A 13365-nucleotide genomic window follows, 5' to 3' on the forward strand; every position below is an offset into this window, starting at 1 on the left:
CATTGAGGGCTGCAGGCGCGTCTGAAGCACGGCTCCGGCGTCAGAGAAGGTCGGTATCGATCTGCAGCCGTTTGAGTCTCGAAGCCAGCGTCGTGGGTTTCATGCCGAGCAGTTGGGCGGCGCCATCCTTGCCGAAGAGCTTGCCCTGGCAGGCGCGCAGGGCCGCCTGGGTGTTCTCCCGCTCCAGCTCGCGCAGTTGCGCATCGGTCAGAATGGTGGCGCTTGGCGCGAGAGCGACGCGCCGGGGGGCGGTTCCGCTGCCTTCATCGGGCAGATCGATACTGAGCTGGTGGTCCTGCGCGGTGATCAGGGCCCGCTCGATGACGTTCTGCAGTTCGCGAATGTTCCCTGGCCACGCATAGCGCTGCAGTCGCGCCAGATCCGCTGCCCGCAGGCGTCGGCCGGGCCGATTGAGACGCTTCCCTATGTCGCTGATGAAGTGTAGCGCCAAGGGGGCGATATCCTCCGGCCGCTCCCGCAGTGCTGGCGAGTGGATGGGGAAGACGTTGAGACGGAAATACAGGTCTTCACGAAAGCGCTTGGCCTGTACCTCTTCACGGAGATTGCGATTGGTCGCTGCGACGATGCGTACGTCCACCCGGCGTGTGCGCTCCTCTCCCACGCGCTCGAACTGGCCCTCCTGCAGTACCCGCAACAACTTGCTCTGCAGGTCCAGGGGGATCTCGCCGATCTCGTCGAGAAACAGGGTTCCGCCGTCGGCCAGTTCGAAGCGCCCGACCCGATCACGCACGGCGCCCGTGAAGGCGCCACGGATATGGCCGAAGAATTCGCTTTCGAACAGCTCGGCTGGGATCGCGGCGCAATTGACCCTGATCAACGGCTGGGCGCAGCGCCGGCTGGCCTGGTGGATGGCCCGCGCGATCAGCTCTTTGCCAGTCCCGGATTCGCCATGGATCAGGACACTGGCATCGGTGGGGGCCACCACGTCGATTTGCTTGATGATCTTCAGGATCGGCTCGCTTTGCCCGACGATCTCGCGGTAGCTGTGCTCGATGTGAATTTCTTCCTGCAGGTAGGCATTCTGTTCTTCGAGTCGCTGCTTGAGCTGCTGTAGCTCTTCCAAGGCACTGGTCAGCTGCGTCTCCATGCTGCGTCGTTCGGTGATGTCGCGGAACACCACCACGGCACCCACCAGCTTGCTATCCGAGATGACGGGCGTACTGGTGAATTCCACTGGAAAGCAACTACCGTCCCGGCGCCAGAACACCTCCTGGCGGCCTTCGTGTACGACGCCATCGTGTACGGCGCGATAGATCGGGCACTCTTCGACCGGATAGTGCGAGCCGTCAGCATGGCTGTGGTGATGAATCAGATGGATGTTCTTGCCGATCATGTCCTCCGGTTCCCAGCCGAGCATCCGCGCACCCGCCGGATTGACGAAGGTGGCCAGGCCCTCGCAGTTGATACTGTAGATACCATCGCCGACGGCGCTGAGCAGGAGCTGGTTGTCGCGCTCGGTTTCCTTGAACAGGTTGAGGATGTTGCGCCATTCGATCAGCCCCCGCGCATGGTCCGGGCGGTGTCCGCCTGATCCAGCTGAAAGCGTTGGCGCCGCTGTTCGCGCAGTACCAGGATGAGTTGCTGCCGCCCCTTCAGATACAGGCTGGTAGCGGTGATCTCCAATTGCAGACGTTCGCCGCTCTTGCAGTTACAGGTCAGGTCATCGGTCCAGCCGCGGCCCTTTTCGATCACGGCCTGACTGAACACGATGAGATCCGCCAACTGATGGCCGAACAACTTGCTGACCGGTAGCGTCAGCAAGTCCTGGCGTGGATAGCCCAGCAGCTGACAGGTCGCGATGTTCAGGTCACCGAAGCGATCCGCATAGGGATCGAGCAGGGCGATGGCATCCGCGCAGTGCTCGAACACCATGTGGCGGGAGGAATATGCGAGGTCGGCCCAATCGGAGAGGTGGTCGGTCTCGATCATCTACGGAATCTCGTGATGGCTAGTACGAATTATCGTAGTTCTACGCCTTTGCGTAGCCTCGGAAAAGGTGCAGAAAGCCGATAAAAAGACCGTGTCAGATGGATAAATCCAGAAAAATCAAATGCTTGTATAACGGCGAAAAAAGCTTCTTCCACTTGGCATGTCCTTCGCTATTGCTTGGGCAGACCGATTCGCCACTCCGGCAATCGCCTCGTGACCCTAGTGGAGAGAAACAGCATGCCAACCGTGGACATTGCCCAGTACCAAGATGGTGACTTCCTGGTCAACTACGAAGAGAAGGTCTTCGAAGACGTCAAGGCCGAGCCGGGTGAGAAGGCTCTGTTGACCTTCCACACCATCGCCTTCGAAGGCTCCATCGGCCTGGTCAATCTGCTGCAGGCCAAGCGCCTGCTGCGCAAGGGCTTCGAAACCAAGATCCTGCTCTATGGACCGGGCGTGCAGCTTGGCGTGCAACGGGGTTTCCCGACCCTGGGTGCCGAAGCCTTCCCCGGCCATCTGGCCGTCAACAACCAGATCAAGGCCTTCATGAGCGAAGGCGGCGAGGTCTATGCCTGCCGCTTCGCTCTGCAAGCGCTGTATGGCCAGACCGAAAAGGCCCTGATCGAAGGTATCCGCCCGATCAATCCCTTGGACGTGATGGATCTGCGCCTGCTGATGCGCCGTGAAGGGGCGTTGATCATCGACACCTGGACCGCCTGAGGCGGCTGCGGACTCCTCGCGGCGACCATGGTTGGTCGTCGCGAGTATTTCTCTTCGATCAGCAGGATCTCAGCATGACCGTTATCCGCGCCGCCGCCGTCCAGTTCAGTCCCCAGCTCTACTCGCGCCAGGGCACCGTCGACAAGATCTGCCAGCAGCTCCTGGAGCTCGGCCGCGACGGGGTGCAATTCGTGGTTTTTCCGGAAACCGTGGTGCCTTACTACCCGTATTTCTCCTTCGTGCAGTCGCCCTTCACCATGGGCAAGCAGCATCTGCAATTGCTGCGGGAGTCGGTGACGATTCCCAGCGAGGCGACCCAGCAGTTGGCTGAAGCCTGCCGCGAAGCTCAGATCGTCGCCTGTATCGGGGTCAATGAGCGCGATGGCGGCACTATCTACAACGCGCAATTGCTGTTCGATGCCGATGGCAGCCTGATCCAGCACCGGCGCAAGATCACACCCACCTATCATGAGCGCATGGTCTGGGGCCAGGGCGACGGCTCGGGGCTGCGTGCTACCGACAGCGCTGTGGGGCGCATCGGGGCCCTGGCCTGCTGGGAACACTACAACCCGCTGGCCCGCTATGCCCTGATGGCCGATGGCGAGCAGATCCATGCCGCCATGTTCCCCGGTTCTCTGGTCGGCCCGATCTTCGCCGAACAGATGGAGGCCACCCTTCGTCATCATGCGCTGGAAAGCGGTTGCTTCGTCGTCAATGCCACCGCCTGGCTGGATGCCGAACAACAGGCGCGGATCATGGCCGATACCGGCTGCCCGCTCGAGCCGATTTCCGGAGGTTGCTTCACTGCCATCGTCAGTCCCGAAGGCAAGGTCCTGGCGCAAAAGACCGAAGGTGAAGGGGTGATCGTCGCCGACCTTGATTTCGCGCTGATCGACAAACGCAAGCGCATGATGGATTCGGTGGGCCACTACAGCCGCCCCGAACTGCTCAGCCTCTTGATCGATCGGCGTCCGGCTCCCCATCTCCAGGAGCGTAGCGGGGTGGTTAGCCATGAATAGCCAGGTGATGGCTACCGATCTGCTGGCCGAGCTGCAATGCCATGGTGTGCGCTGGCAAGGTGCCGACGGCCTCGCGCGCAAGGGCGGCGCCGGTCCTTCCGACCACAAGGCACTCAGCCTGGGCGAGCACACGGCGATGGTGCCGATGCTCAACACCGCCTCGCTGGATTCTCCCTATAGCGCCATGCCGGACGACAGCGGCGCGCAAGCGCTGATCTTTCGTGAAGGCCGCGAGATCGGGCGGGTCGAGTTGCCCCGGGTTCCGCGCTTCTATGGCCTGAGCACCGACGACGGCATTCCCTACTGGAAAATCGCCACCCTGCACAGCAAAGACGTGCTGGCCACCACGCTGTTGCAGCATTGCATCCGGATGAACGATGCGGCCAGTGCCTGCCAGTTCTGCGCCATCAATCAATCCCTCGCCGCCGGCAAGACCATCGCCCGCAAGCGTCCCGCACAATTGGCAGCCGTGGCCAAGGCCGCGGTGGAGCTGGATGGCGTCAAGCATCTGGTGATGACCACCGGCACCCCGCAGACCCCGGATCGCGGTGCGTCGATCCTCTGCGAGTCCGCCGCCGCCGTGAGCGCGGCGGTCGAGTTGCCGATTCAGGCGCAATGCGAGCCGCCCGACGATGACCGCTGGTTCACCCGGCTGAAGGACAGCGGCGTGGACTCGCTGGGCATGCACCTCGAGGCGGTCACCGACAGTGTTCGGCAGCGCATCATGCCCGGCAAGGCCGAGGTGCCCTTGTCGCGCTACTTCAGCGCCTTCGAGGCGGCGGTCAAGGTATTCGGTCACGGCCAGGTCAGCACCTACATCCTGGCGGGCCTGGGCGACAGCGAGGAGGCCATTGCCGCCATGAGCGAACGCCTGGCCGCCCTGGGCGTTTACCCCTTCGTGGTGCCCTTCGTGCCCATCGATGGCACGCCGCTGGCCGCACATCCCAAGCCCGACAGCGCCTTCATGCAACGCCTCTATCCGCGTGTGGGTGCCAGCTTGCGCCGTCATGGCCTGCACTCCGACAAGATCAAAGCCGGTTGCGCCAAGTGCGGCGCCTGTTCGGCACTCAAGCGCCACGAGTGAGAGGAGACGTCCATGGCTGAACACGCCTTTGCCCTGACCGACGATAGCTTCAGCGACTTCCTGGCTGGCGACCTGTTGGTCAAGCCGGCCTCCGAGAGCTGGGAACGTGCCGGCTACTACGCCCTGCGGCGTGCGGTGTTCTCGGACGAGCAGCGCTTGCTGGAGCATGATCGGGATGCCCGGGACTTCGGCGCCATCCCCATCGTCGCCGTGACCCATCACTGTGGCATGCCCGAGCAGATCGTCGGCGCCGTGCGCATCTACCAGGAGTCGCCCGGTGTCTGGTACGGCGGGCGCCTGTGTGTGGAGCAGGCCTACCGGCGCCACAGCATGATCGGCAAGGCGCTGGTCAACGAGGCCGTGTCCCGCGCTCGCGACCTGGGTTGCCAGACCTTCCTGGCCACGGTCCAGCAGGCGAATGAAAGCTACTTCCACAAGTTGCACTGGGATACCCGCGGAACCCTGGAACTCCTGGGTCATCCCCATGTGCTGATGGAAGCCCGCCTGGACTGCTACCCCATCCTGCCGCGCCAGGTGGCGCTGATACCACGGCGGAGTCAACGCCATGAGTCTTGACCTGTCCGCGCTCCTCGACACCCTCAGGCACAGCGATGCCATGCGCGCCAAGCAGGCGATCCAGCGCCCGGCCCAGTCCCTGGCACCGGCCCCGGCGGACAAAGACGGCGAGGCTCGCTACGCGCTGCCCGGGGACGACACCGCGGCGTTGCGCTGCGGTGACCAGTATTTGCTGTTGGCCATCGAGGGCATGCTGCCGCAGTTCGTCGCCCAGGCCCCCTGGTTCGCCGGGTGGTCGGCGGTGATGGCCAACGTCAGCGACATCACCGCCATGGGCGGCCGCGCCGCCGCCGTAGTCAACGCCTACTGGCATCACGACACAGCCGCCGCCGATCAGCTCCTCGCCGGTATTCGCGCCGCCTGCCAGGCCTATGGCGTGCACCTGGTCGGCGGCCATACCAGCCAGGGGCCCGAGCATCCGACCGCCCTGGCGGTGGCCATCACCGGCTGGGCACGTTGCCTGTTATCGACGCTGCATGTGCGCCCCGGCCAATGCCTGGCCATGGTGGCTGACCTCGACGGCCGGTGGCATGGCGACGCCCCCTACTGGAAGGCGTTCGAAGACGTCGCACCGAGTCGCCTGAGGGCCAAGCTCGAGGTCATTCCCCAGTTGGCGGAGGCCGGGCTGCTGCAAGCCGCCAAGGACATCAGCAATGCCGGCTTGTTGGGCACGCTGTTGATGCTGCTCGAACCCACGGGGAGTGGCGCCCAGCTAGATCTGACCCAGGTTCCGCGTCCCGCCGAGGCCCCGTTGGAGCGATGGTTGCGCGCCTTCCCGAGCTACGGCTTCCTGCTGACCCTCGACGATCGGGATTTGGCCGCTGTCACGACCGCCTTCGCCCGCGAGGGCCTGCAGTGCGCAGCCATCGGCCGGATCGATGCCAGCGCGCGGCTCAGCGTCGAGCTGGACGGGCAGCGGGCCGAATTCTGGAATCTGCACGACCATTCGTTTACCGGCTTCAGCCAAGCCGAGGAGTTTTGATATGCCCGCCGTGATCATCCATCTGCGCTGGCCCGATGGCCAGGAAAGTACCGCCTATTCCCCCTCGACCAGCATTGGCCGGCACCTGGAAAGCGGGCGGCGTTATCCACTGACCGAATTTCTCCAGCGCGCCGAAAGCGGTCTGTACGCGGCTTCCGAACGGGTCAAGGAGGTCAAGGGGTTTTACTGCAGCTCGGCCATGGACAGCCTGAGTGAATTGCGCAGGCAGGCACGGGCCTATGACGGCGATCTGCAGGTCGAGGTACTGGAGCTCCGCCAACAGGGCCGGGCAACTGTTAATCCAGCCACCTTCGGCGAGATCTGAAACGAGGAGTTCCGCATGACCCATTACAGCGCAATCGTCGTCGGCGGTGGCCAAGCCGGGCTGTCGGCCAGCTACTACCTTCAGCAACACGATATCGACCATCTGGTGCTGGAAAAGCATTCCCTGACCCATACCTGGCGCAATCAGCGCTGGGATAACTTCTGCCTGGTGACCCCCAACTGGCAGTGCGCTTTGCCGGGTCATCCCTATAGCGGCCCCGATCCCCATGGTTTCATGAAAAAAAATGAAATCATCGCCTACCTGGATGCCTTCATCGCCAAGGTTCAGGCACCGGTACGCGAGGGCGTTGCGGTCCAGCGCCTGGCGAAACGACCCGAGGGTGGCTATCGGCTCGACACCAGTGCCGGAGAGTTCAGCGCCGATCAGGTGATCGTGGCCAGCGGCGGCTATCACACGCCGATCATCCCTCGGCTGGCCGAACGTCTGCCGGCGCACATCGTCCAGCTCCATTCCGAGCAGTACCGCAATGCCGAGAGCCTGCCACCGGGCGGCGTGCTGGTGGTCGGCTCCGGGCAGTCGGGCGCGCAGATTGCCGAGGACCTGCATCTCGCCGGACGCCAGGTATTTCTCGCCGTCGGCGATGCGCCGCGCTGCGCCCGCTTCTACCGCGGCAAGGATGTCGTCGATTGGTTGGCCGAAATGGGCTACTACGAGATCGGTGTCGACGATCATCCGCTACGCGAGGGCGTGCGCGACAACACCAATCACTACGTTACCGGACGCGATGGTGGTCGTGATATCGACCTGCGACGTTTCGCCCTGGAGGGTATGCAACTCTTCGGGCGCCTGACCGACCTTAAGGGTGAAGTCCTGACCTTCGCCGCCGATCTGGACGCCAAACTCGATGCGGCGGATGCCGTGTACAACCGGATCAACGCCAGTATCGACCAGTACATCGCCCAAAACGGGATCGAAGCGCCGGCAGGCAATGCCTATGAGCCGCTATGGCGGCCCGAGAACTCACCGACGACCCTGGATCTGAGCCGCGCCGGCATCACCAGCATCGTCTGGTGCATTGGCTTCCAGCCCGATTTCAGTTGGGTCGATGTCCCGGTCTTCAATGGTCGCAGCTATCCCGGCCATCGTCGCGGTGTTACCGAGCAACCCGGTCTGTACTTTCTGGGTTTGCCCTGGCTGCACACCTGGGGCTCCGGCCGCTTCAGCGGCGTGGCGCGCGATGCTGAGTATCTGGTAGCGGAACTGAGTCGACGGCGCGAACTGATGCAGGAATCCTGAAGTCGCTTATATAGTCTTGGATAACCCTATAACGCTTAGTGAATTTGCACCATATGAAAAATATGTAGCAGGGCTGCGGCTATATTTAGTAATGCCGCTTAGGCTTAGATGTAGCGTCAGAAGTGTAAGGTTGCTTTTTAAGTAAAAGTCTGAGTTGTGCTGATGTCAGAATAAAAAATAAATAATAGAGGCAGCAGAGGAGGAGCCGTTTGTAGGTTCCTTCTCTGCTGCTGATTTTTGAAGGTTCTGCTGCGAGGCTTTTAGGGGCGAATTTCCATTGTCTACATAGTCATTATGTCATTCGTAACCTATTTCTGCTGTGAGCGACAAGCCTGCGCTGATTGAAAAGCCTCTCGTAGAAAAGATTCTGGTGGTGTGGATAAACGATTAATCCCTCGCAGTTCTGCTGGGCTGTATTTGGCTTCAAGTTTCTCGAATGTGCAGATACATACGGCCTTGCTCGAGCCCCCATTCATGCAGCCGGCAATAAACTCACCGCGAATTTTGGAGTTCTCATCCGAGCACGCGGTGATCAGCAGCAGAGAGGCGAGGAGTGCCAGGTACTTTTTCATATCCAACCCCTCTTAGCGCAATACCAGTGCACAGCCCACCATCACGCCGGCCACCAGGCCAATCAGTTGCGGCCCTACTCGCCAGAAGATCTTGATCCACAGCAGGCTGAGCAGTCCGCCGTTGGTATAGACGGCATCGGGATGCGCGAACTTGCGGATTGCGTCGCCAACCACCGCGCCGATCCAGCCCAGTACGGTGCCCACCACGACCGCGAAGCATTTGGCCAGTAAGCCAGCGCCTAAGACCATGGCGGAGGTATTGAACGTCACGGACAGGATGCCGAGCGCCAGCGCCGCGACTCCCCATCCAATCAGTCCTGGATTGAAGGGTGGAAGGCTGTCTTCAGAAGGGGAGGGGTGAGGTTGGTTGGAGCCATTCATGAGGTATTCCTTTTAGGGCTAGTGATTCGGGATGAACGCCGTGCAGCTACCAAGTCACGCGGCATTGGTTGGTCTTGCTATCGAACGGCTTCAGCACCTGTTTTAGGTTCTTGGTCGGCAGCTTCACGGTTTTGCCTCCTGCACTGATCTGCAGGTTGTTGGCGTTACGCAGTGCTTTCCAGAAAGCCGGGAAGTTCTGGCTGCAGACGTTGCAGTCGATGAAGAACGGATTGCTGTAGCGCTCGCCATCGACGATCACATCGAAGCTCGGACCTTGTTCAGAGGCGTAGGCCTTGCCGTTGATGGTGGCGTAGGCCCTCACCGGGGTTTCACCGTCATCCGGGCAGGAGATGTTCAGTTCGTTGCCATTGCCGTCGTCGACCAGGTGTTCGGCAACGCCCTGGGCGTAACCGGCTGACCATTCATAGGTGCCTGCAAAGGCATGGCTGCAGGCCAGTCCGCACAGCAGGGGAAGCCAGAGGGTTTTCTTGCTCATCAGGAACATCCTTTTAGGGAGGGAAAGGGAAAGCAGAGAAGGGAGAAGAAGTTGTTAGGCAACCTATTAGGTTGTGTTTCAACTTGTGACGCACTTCATGTCAACGAGTGGATACCCAACCATCCGGGTGGACGGTTGGAGCCTTGGCATGAGCGGTATCGATCAGAAGAATTTGGCGGAGTCGGTTGGGCGGGCGATCGCGCGTCACCGGATCCGGGTGGGGCTGACGCAGGAGGAAGTTGCGGAGCGCCTAGGCATTGGTAACGAGGCCGTCTCCCGGATCGAGCGGGGCGTGGTCATTCCCAACATCGCCCGGCTCTACGACTTCGCGTCCATCTTTCACTGTGAGGCGGCAGAGCTACTCAGCGAGGCCAGCCCGCGCAGCGATGATCAGGCGCGCCAGATCAGCCGCCTACTGGACGCCCTGACCGAGGCGGACCGGCAACTGGTGCTAGGTCTGGTGCAGGGGTTGGGTGAGCGCCTGCGCCAGGGATGACGGTTGCCCACCGACGATCAGGTCGCTGTCTCTCGTCCGGTAGACGTCGGTGGCTCGTCATACTTGGCGCCACAGCGTAGACACAGGCACTGATACTCCATGAATTGATGGCGATGAACGTCCTTGATGAAGGCATGGGTATCAGGCCAGCTCGTGTGGACGGCTGATAGCCCCTGGAGCATGCGATTGAACGCCTGTTCCAGCGGACCGCGCTGTCCCTGTTGAGTGGGAGCCCCCGGCTCAGTCGGTGGCTGAATACCCCTTAGAAAGGCGTCCAAGCTGCCGATGAGGCTGGCTATCACCTGTGCGGCCTCCTTGGACAGCACGACCGATGAGTTACAGATCAAGCAAGGTGTGGGCATGGCTAAAGCTCCTGTCAGAAGAGAGGGGCAGAACGGCTATCAGGAATGAGAAAGGGCAGGCCAAGGGGCCTGCTTCTATGCCGTCGTGGATGGGGTGCTGAACGCGGTACCGGAACGGCGAAGCAGTTCTCCGAAGAGCGCCAAGGCCAGAGCGATGGCTAAGGCCAGCGGCCAGAAGCGCAGTATCAGTACCAAAAGGCCGACGGCGAGCAGGCTGCTGGCCAGTAGCCCAGCGAACACGAATAGCGAGGCGAGAAAACGCAGAAGCGGCATGGTGAAGTCTCCTTTCAGGTGGCGATTGGCCAAGCAACCAGGACGCGAGCGCTTGCCTTGGCGGTCGAGCCAATAGTCGTCATGAGGGAAGGGGAAGAGACGTGCTGATAAAGCGCGGGGAGCGCCAGGTGTCAGCGGGGTAGGCTGTGAGGCGGGCGGAGCAGATCGAAGGCTAGACCAGGCCCAGTTCCGCCATCGAAACGCAGCCCTCGTGTCCCACGATAATGTGGTCCAGGGTGCGGGTACCCACCAGGTTCAGCAGCTCCTTGAGCGTCTGGGTGAGACGACGATCCGCCTGGCTTGGCTCCGGATCTCCCGAAGGATGGTTATGTACCAGGATCACCGCCGCCGCGTTGTGGCGCAGCACGGTTTTCACCACTTCGCGCGGATAGACACTCGCCGCATCCAGGGTGCCTTGGAACAGTTCTTCGTAGCAGATCACACGGTGCTTACTGTCGAGCAGCAGAAGAGCGAAGACCTCCCGCTCCTGCTGGATGAGCAGCGTCTGCAGATGGGCAATGACCTGCTGGGGCTCCGTCAAACTGCTGCCCTTGCTCAATCGCTGGGCCACGAGCTGTCGGGCGATACCGAGAATGTCGGCTTCGGTTACCGGAGAGTCAATGAGATAGCTGCCAGCGATTTCGCCAGCCTTGAGTTTGCTCGCAATCATGAGAGGTCCCGCGACAAAGATTAGGTTTCAAAAAAGGGGGGCTGAGGCGGAGAGGGCGGGGCTGCCGACTTCAACTGATGAAGAACTGTCGTTCTCTTGGCAGGTGTTTGGCGTAGCGCTCGAGCAGCTCTGGCTGGTCCTGCAGTAGGCGCTCGACATCGAGCACCGTACGGTCCTGGCCCCGTTGCCATCGAATGGAGCCGTGCGGGAAATCCCCGTAGGTGGCGTCGCCCAAGGCCTGCTGGCGAAAGTCACACCGTGCGCCTGAGTCCTGCGGATACAGCCGCGTGAGTGCCTTACCTGCAGAGAAAGAGCCATCGGCTGGCGGCGGACGATCCGTGTCCAGGTAGTGCCAGAATTGCCGCTCTCCTTCGATCAGTTGCGCGATGCTGGCTTCATCGCGCTCGATACGGTGGATCTGCCACTGCTGACCACCCAGCAGTACGGCAACGTCGGCCACGTGTTTGCCTGTCACTGCCAGTAGGTGCATGACCTGCAGACGCATGGCTACCGGGACACCTTCCTACCAGCGGTGGACTTCGCCGGCGCCCACGGCCCTGCACACGAGCAAGTGGACGTCTTCGTCATCCAGCACTTCGCGTTCAACGCGGGCAACCATCCAGGGTAGATCGGACGAGACATGGGATACCTCCCGGCTGAAGCGCCGAACCTTGCGGCCGGTGCTCCTGCTGTAGCGCCAGGCGATGATGGGATCGAGCACGCTTTGCCAGAATGCGGACGTGCTGTCGTCCTGGGGATGCTTGGCTTACTACCACAGTGGTTTTTCTACCGCTATAGCTTATCTGACCGCCATTCGGGTCAATGCGACCTAGATCTGCGCCAGATATGGCTGAGTCACAGCTTGAGCGTCTCTCGAAAATGCTGCTCCAAGTGGCAATTTCTATCCTGTTCAGCTGCGCTTGAGCCCGTCTGTCCCATTTCTTTGCTCCACTTGTCGGGTTTTTTGAGCCGATTACGGAGGTGGGATTAAAGCTGTTCCGCAATTTATGTTACTTGCTTCATATGGTTTTAAAGGCGGCCGCTACCAAATTGGGGCCCGCTCTGCGTCAAGATTTTGTAGGGATAAGGATGCGTGTAGACGCACCACAAGTGCTAGGAGGGCACAATGAGCATAGTTGCTCAAGAAAGAGCAGGGATGAGCTCGTGTAAGCGCTTGCCGTTGTGTTTGCGCATTTCAGTACAACAAAAAATTTCAAAGACGGGCTATCCAAGGAGACTAGGCAGCGACACACATCGCTTGATCGTGATTTCGTGGCTCAACGCCTTTTTCGCCGCCTATTGCCTGGGAAATATCTCACCCGCATACGCCTTCAACTGCCTGATTGAGCCGAACCAGACGGTTGAACTGAGCACTCCTATCACCGGCCTTTTGGCCCAGGTTCTTGTCAGTCGCGCTGATAGGATCACTGAAGGACAGGTCCTGGCTCGTTTAGAGTCTGGCGCAGAAACAGCGGCGACGGAGTTGGCGCGTTTCAAATCTGAGCAGGTCGGTCCCACGCAGCTTGCCAAAAGCAAGATCGAATTTGCGCAACGCAAGTTCGGTCGCCTGAACGCCATGGCACAGGAAAACTTGACGCCTGCTCAGCAGCGTGATGATGCTGAGGCAGAGCTGCGTCTGGCCGAGGCGGAGCTGAAAGTCGCATCCGAGAACCGCCAGCTTGCCAAGCTGGAACATCAGCAACAGCGCAGTCTTCTTGCGCTAAGAACTATTCGCAGCCCTTTTAACGGCGTCGTCGTAGAGCAACTGGCCTTTGTCGGCGATGTTGTAGCGCCGGGGTCTGGAGCACGCGGAATTCTGCGTGTCGCTCAATTGGACCCGCTACGTGTACAGGTAGTTATGCCTAAGACCACCTTTGGGCAGATCTACACCGGTATGAAGGTCGAAGTCACTCCCGAGCTTTCTTCCAAGCAGCGCTATGTCGCTCAGGTGCGCTCGGTAGACCGTCTGCTGAATGCGGCCAGCGGCACCTTTGTCGTCTTTCTGGAACTGCCCAATCGGAATCTTGAAATACCGGCGGGTGTGATCTGTACGGCGCGTTTTCCCATTCCTCTAGGGGATGGTAGCGCGCTACCTCCATAACGGAAGCCTCTTTGATTCCAAGAGCAATAGTTCTTTCAGAGCCTGTTGCTTTCATTTTTTAGCGCCCTTTCACCCTGATGTTATCTCCGGGAGCCTTGATT

General features: G+C 60.8%; 15 protein-coding genes and 1 pseudogene. 9 read left to right on the forward strand and 7 right to left on the reverse strand.

Annotation, left to right across the window (positions count from 1 at the left end):
- Positions 1-40: 40 nt before the first annotated feature.
- Positions 41-1950, reverse strand: a pseudogene (locus CCZ28_RS00255) (sigma 54-interacting transcriptional regulator).
- Between the two features lie 237 nt (positions 1951-2187).
- On the opposite strand from CCZ28_RS00255, the gene CCZ28_RS00260 reads away from it, so the two are divergent.
- From CCZ28_RS00260 to CCZ28_RS00290, 7 genes are all read left to right on the forward strand, one after another.
- Complete coding sequence (locus CCZ28_RS00260; protein ID WP_140214992.1) at positions 2188-2670, forward strand: MSMEG_0572/Sll0783 family nitrogen starvation response protein; 483 nt, start codon at positions 2188-2190, stop codon at positions 2668-2670.
- Positions 2671-2744: 74 nt separating this feature from the next.
- Positions 2745-3689, forward strand: a complete 945-nt coding sequence (locus tag CCZ28_RS00265; RefSeq protein ID WP_140214993.1) for a Nit6803 family nitrilase — start codon at positions 2745-2747, stop codon at positions 3687-3689.
- A complete protein-coding gene (locus tag CCZ28_RS00270; RefSeq protein ID WP_240795208.1) occupies positions 3682-4773 on the forward strand; it encodes an MSMEG_0568 family radical SAM protein in 1092 nt (363 codons plus the stop codon). The genes CCZ28_RS00265 and CCZ28_RS00270 overlap by 8 nt, the downstream gene beginning before the upstream one ends.
- Positions 4774-4785: 12 nt before the next feature.
- Complete coding sequence (locus tag CCZ28_RS00275; protein WP_140214994.1) at positions 4786-5349, forward strand: MSMEG_0567/Sll0786 family nitrogen starvation N-acetyltransferase; 564 nt, start codon at positions 4786-4788, stop codon at positions 5347-5349.
- Positions 5339-6331: a sll0787 family AIR synthase-like protein gene (locus CCZ28_RS00280; protein ID WP_140214995.1), complete on the forward strand. Its 993-nt coding sequence runs from the start codon at positions 5339-5341 to the stop codon at positions 6329-6331. The genes CCZ28_RS00275 and CCZ28_RS00280 overlap by 11 nt, the downstream gene beginning before the upstream one ends.
- Position 6332: 1 nt before the next feature.
- Entirely contained in the window at positions 6333-6656 is a 324-nt protein-coding gene (locus tag CCZ28_RS00285; RefSeq protein ID WP_140214996.1) for an MSMEG_0570 family nitrogen starvation response protein, read from the forward strand.
- Between the two features lie 15 nt (positions 6657-6671).
- Entirely contained in the window at positions 6672-7913 is a 1242-nt protein-coding gene (locus CCZ28_RS00290; protein WP_140214997.1) for an MSMEG_0569 family flavin-dependent oxidoreductase, read from the forward strand.
- A 308-nt stretch (positions 7914-8221) separates the two neighbouring features.
- Here CCZ28_RS00290 and CCZ28_RS00295 read toward each other — a convergent pair whose 3' ends face one another.
- From CCZ28_RS00295 to CCZ28_RS00305, 3 genes are read right to left on the reverse strand one after another with little or no spacing between them, the layout of a single operon-like run.
- The gene (locus CCZ28_RS00295) at positions 8222-8485 is read right to left on the reverse strand and encodes a hypothetical protein (RefSeq protein ID WP_140214998.1); all 264 of its coding nucleotides are present in this window, start codon (positions 8483-8485) and stop codon (positions 8222-8224) included.
- 12 nt (positions 8486-8497) lie between these two features.
- Entirely contained in the window at positions 8498-8866 is a 369-nt protein-coding gene (locus CCZ28_RS00300) for a hypothetical protein (protein WP_140214999.1), read from the reverse strand.
- Positions 8867-8912: 46 nt separating this feature from the next.
- Complete coding sequence (locus tag CCZ28_RS00305; protein WP_140215000.1) at positions 8913-9362, reverse strand: hypothetical protein; 450 nt, start codon at positions 9360-9362, stop codon at positions 8913-8915.
- Between the two features lie 148 nt (positions 9363-9510).
- Between CCZ28_RS00305 and CCZ28_RS00310 the strand changes: the two genes are divergently transcribed.
- Positions 9511-9858, forward strand: a complete 348-nt coding sequence (locus tag CCZ28_RS00310) for a helix-turn-helix domain-containing protein (RefSeq protein WP_140215001.1) — start codon at positions 9511-9513, stop codon at positions 9856-9858.
- A gap of 437 nt (positions 9859-10295) precedes the next feature.
- On the opposite strand, the gene CCZ28_RS00320 is transcribed toward CCZ28_RS00310, so the two are convergent.
- The 3 genes from CCZ28_RS00320 to CCZ28_RS00330 all read right to left on the reverse strand — a co-directional run bounded on the left by CCZ28_RS00320 (position 10296) and on the right by CCZ28_RS00330 (position 11668).
- Positions 10296-10493, reverse strand: a complete 198-nt coding sequence (locus CCZ28_RS00320) for a hypothetical protein (protein ID WP_140215003.1) — start codon at positions 10491-10493, stop codon at positions 10296-10298.
- 172 nt (positions 10494-10665) lie between these two features.
- Positions 10666-11163, reverse strand: a complete 498-nt coding sequence (gene radC, locus CCZ28_RS00325) for a RadC family protein (RefSeq protein WP_140215004.1) — start codon at positions 11161-11163, stop codon at positions 10666-10668.
- 70 nt (positions 11164-11233) lie between these two features.
- Positions 11234-11668: a hypothetical protein gene (locus CCZ28_RS00330; protein WP_140215005.1), complete on the reverse strand. Its 435-nt coding sequence runs from the start codon at positions 11666-11668 to the stop codon at positions 11234-11236.
- A 621-nt stretch (positions 11669-12289) separates the two neighbouring features.
- Here CCZ28_RS00330 and CCZ28_RS00335 point away from each other — a divergent pair.
- A complete protein-coding gene (locus CCZ28_RS00335; RefSeq protein ID WP_140215006.1) occupies positions 12290-13264 on the forward strand; it encodes an efflux RND transporter periplasmic adaptor subunit in 975 nt (324 codons plus the stop codon).
- Positions 13265-13365 lie beyond the last annotated feature (101 nt).

The sequence above is a fragment of the Pseudomonas oryzihabitans genome (assembly GCF_006384975.1).
Classification (GTDB): domain Bacteria; phylum Pseudomonadota; class Gammaproteobacteria; order Pseudomonadales; family Pseudomonadaceae; genus Chryseomonas; species Chryseomonas psychrotolerans_B.

Bases quoted from the DNA above. Each gene is read 5' to 3' on its own strand.
- CCZ28_RS00260 (WP_140214992.1), top strand. From the start codon at position 2,188: ATGCCAACCGTGGACATTGCCCAGTACCAAGATGGTGACTTCCTGGTC.
- CCZ28_RS00265 (WP_140214993.1), top strand. From the start codon at position 2,745: ATGACCGTTATCCGCGCCGCCGCCGTCCAGTTCAGTCCCCAGCTCTAC.
- CCZ28_RS00270 (WP_240795208.1), top strand. From the start codon at position 3,682: ATGAATAGCCAGGTGATGGCTACCGATCTGCTGGCCGAGCTGCAATGC.
- CCZ28_RS00275 (WP_140214994.1), top strand. From the start codon at position 4,786: ATGGCTGAACACGCCTTTGCCCTGACCGACGATAGCTTCAGCGACTTC.
- CCZ28_RS00280 (WP_140214995.1), top strand. From the start codon at position 5,339: ATGAGTCTTGACCTGTCCGCGCTCCTCGACACCCTCAGGCACAGCGAT.
- CCZ28_RS00285 (WP_140214996.1), top strand. From the start codon at position 6,333: ATGCCCGCCGTGATCATCCATCTGCGCTGGCCCGATGGCCAGGAAAGT.
- CCZ28_RS00290 (WP_140214997.1), top strand. From the start codon at position 6,672: ATGACCCATTACAGCGCAATCGTCGTCGGCGGTGGCCAAGCCGGGCTG.
- CCZ28_RS00295 (WP_140214998.1), bottom strand. From the start codon at position 8,485: ATGAAAAAGTACCTGGCACTCCTCGCCTCTCTGCTGCTGATCACCGCG.
- CCZ28_RS00300 (WP_140214999.1), bottom strand. From the start codon at position 8,866: ATGAATGGCTCCAACCAACCTCACCCCTCCCCTTCTGAAGACAGCCTT.
- CCZ28_RS00305 (WP_140215000.1), bottom strand. From the start codon at position 9,362: ATGAGCAAGAAAACCCTCTGGCTTCCCCTGCTGTGCGGACTGGCCTGC.
- CCZ28_RS00310 (WP_140215001.1), top strand. From the start codon at position 9,511: ATGAGCGGTATCGATCAGAAGAATTTGGCGGAGTCGGTTGGGCGGGCG.
- CCZ28_RS00320 (WP_140215003.1), bottom strand. From the start codon at position 10,493: ATGCCGCTTCTGCGTTTTCTCGCCTCGCTATTCGTGTTCGCTGGGCTA.
- radC (WP_140215004.1), bottom strand. From the start codon at position 11,163: ATGATTGCGAGCAAACTCAAGGCTGGCGAAATCGCTGGCAGCTATCTC.
- CCZ28_RS00330 (WP_140215005.1), bottom strand. From the start codon at position 11,668: ATGCGTCTGCAGGTCATGCACCTACTGGCAGTGACAGGCAAACACGTG.
- CCZ28_RS00335 (WP_140215006.1), top strand. From the start codon at position 12,290: ATGAGCATAGTTGCTCAAGAAAGAGCAGGGATGAGCTCGTGTAAGCGC.